Source organism: Pseudomonadales bacterium (assembly GCA_013215025.1).
Lineage (GTDB): Bacteria > Pseudomonadota > Gammaproteobacteria > Pseudomonadales > DT-91 > DT-91.
In genome coordinates, this window is the sequence record JABSRR010000275.1 from 1 (window position 1) to 2351 (window position 2351).

Sequence of the window (2351 nt, forward strand, 5' to 3'; positions counted from 1 at the left end):
CCCCTGCCAACGACAGACCCTAACTGACATGTCTGGCAAGCCTGCTGTACATGGCAGCAGTGTGCACTCCTAGAAACCTCAGTACTGCATGTGAAGTGGCGCGGGACATGTCTAGCTAACATGTGATGTGCTTGTGGGTTTCACTGCCCTAGTCAACTTTCTGATTCATGCAATAACCATGCGCAGCCACTTGCAAATTCGAATCGATAGGCGAAGTCGATAGGCGAAGTAGATAGTCCGATATCAGCCATGGTTGTATGCCGGAGGCTATGAGTACAACTACTGCGTCGCGGATGATATCAATATGTATGTGTGTGATCACCAGACAACTACCAAGTTATCCCCACCACTAGCTATCAGAATCTTAGTACTGCATGTGAAGTGACACAGGTCATGTCTAGCTAACACGCCAAGCCAAAGTGTGAGTGTCATTGTCATAGGCAAATGTCTGAGTCATTCAATAACCACGCGCAGCCACTTGCAAAGTCGAATCGGCAGGCGGAATAGATTGTCCGATGGCCACCACGGTTGTATACTCCGACCCAAAGGAGCTGCCGGTGACGCTGTCGATCGGAACTCAGAGAGCTTTCGATGGGGGCTACCAGTACACGTACCGCTTCGTGCGGGAGATCCAACTCTATGTGTGTGACCAGCGGACAACTACCGGGGTTGACGGTGAAGTCATGGCCATCTCAATAAGCTCAGATGATGATGGGAATACTTGGTATGCTGCTTCAGAAGGCCAACTGTCGCAGTCTGGCGATGGCCAGAGGTTCCATGGCAGACAAATGGTGTTCCGCACACAAGAGCAATTCTGGGTGGCTGGAGAGCATGAGTGGCAGCTGAACGCCAACAGCAGTGCTACCAACACGGACGACTCCGTCTGGGGCGATAGCATGCGCGCAGTCACAAAAGTGGAGGAGCATGCGGGTGTGGTGATTGCGGCTGTTGGCATTCTAGGGCCTGCAAACGCGTAGAGTGTGGTCGTCTGAAGGGCGCTTGAACTTGTGCGCAGGACTGATGGCATCTGACCATAATGTTATGAGTGTGTGATTTCATTGACGGCATTATGTATGTAATGTTTGCAATGTATGTATTGAGTGTCAGGAGTGTATGTATTGTATGCATGCTTATCTCTGTCATGTGGAGCCGTTCGTCGGTGACACGGACGCATATTCAATGCATTGCATTCAGTCCGTGCGCAGACGGTAGTGATGAGTGTAAGACTGGTGATGAGCTGTTGTTCTGTGCAAATGGATAGTGTACAGCAGCAGATTCGAGCAGCTCCGACAGATGCAGACCAGACATTCGACGGAAAACAATTCAGATTGTGTGTGTGGGTGTGTGCCCGTGTGCTCTTGTTGGCAGGTTCCGCCTGTCATGCTGATGATTGCATGATGATTGCGTGTTGTGCTGATTCCATGCATGCGGTTATTGTAAGTGATGAGCATGTGACGTGCATCAAGTGTCCAGATCCTTTGTGAAGTGTTTGCATGTGCTTGCGTGAAGCAACAGTTTGAGTTACAGTGCTTTGTTGTTCTGGGGCGACCGCATGGATGCGCAGTGCTACCAACACTAACAACACCGTCTGGGGCGATCGCATGGATGCGCTCACGTGGAATTGGGTGTGTCTCTGTGTGAGAATGTCGGTGTGTTTCTGGCGGCAGTTGCCCTGCTACAGATTGCGGACGCCTAGTTTCCGGTTGTCTGAGAGGCGATTGAGCCCTTGCGCGGGACTGCCGGCATGTGACAATAATGTTAGGACTGTGTGACGTGGTTGGTTGAACTCATGTGAGGTGTATGTATGCAGGTGAGTGCATGTGGATCCGTACTTCGGCGACACAAACGCATATGCACTGCACTGCATGCAGTCCACGCGCAGAGGGTAGTGATGAGCTTAAGACTTGTGATGAGATGCTGTTTCAAGTGGACAGTGTACAATAGCAGATTCGAGCAGCTCCAGTAGATGCGGACTTGCGCTTCGATAGAAAATACAAGCTGGAGTGTATGCATTACATGTTTATTGTATGTCCATTACATGCCAATTATACGTCTACTGGGTCTACTACTGCCACTACTACTATTACTACTACGTCTTCTACCACTAATCCTCTACTACGACTACTCCTGCTATTTGTGGCAGCTGATGCCATGAACCTCTCATAATGGTGGGGATAACTCGAAGTAAAGTAATTATAGTTTGTAGGTTTTTGGCTTACCGGCATTGTTTTGTAGTTTTTAGGTCACCTAAAAACGTGCTAAAGACGGTACCGTGAAAAACAAAAAAACATAAAACCAAACAAAAACAACAAAAAACACTAAAAACGGTATTGCCATAAATTTATGGTGTC

At 48.8% G+C, this 2351-nt stretch carries 1 protein-coding gene; it reads left to right on the top strand.

The genetic code is table 11. The annotated features are described in order from the left end of the window. Nucleotides 1-683: 683 nt before the first annotated feature. On the top strand, nucleotides 684-977 hold the full coding sequence (locus HRU21_12830) for a hypothetical protein (protein ID NRA43174.1): 294 nt from the start codon (nucleotides 684-686) through the stop codon (nucleotides 975-977). Nucleotides 978-2351: the final 1374 nt, after the last annotated feature.

Excerpts from the sequence above, each read along its gene's own strand:
- HRU21_12830 (NRA43174.1), top strand. The coding sequence starts at position 684 with ATGGCCATCTCAATAAGCTCAGATGATGATGGGAATACTTGGTATGCT.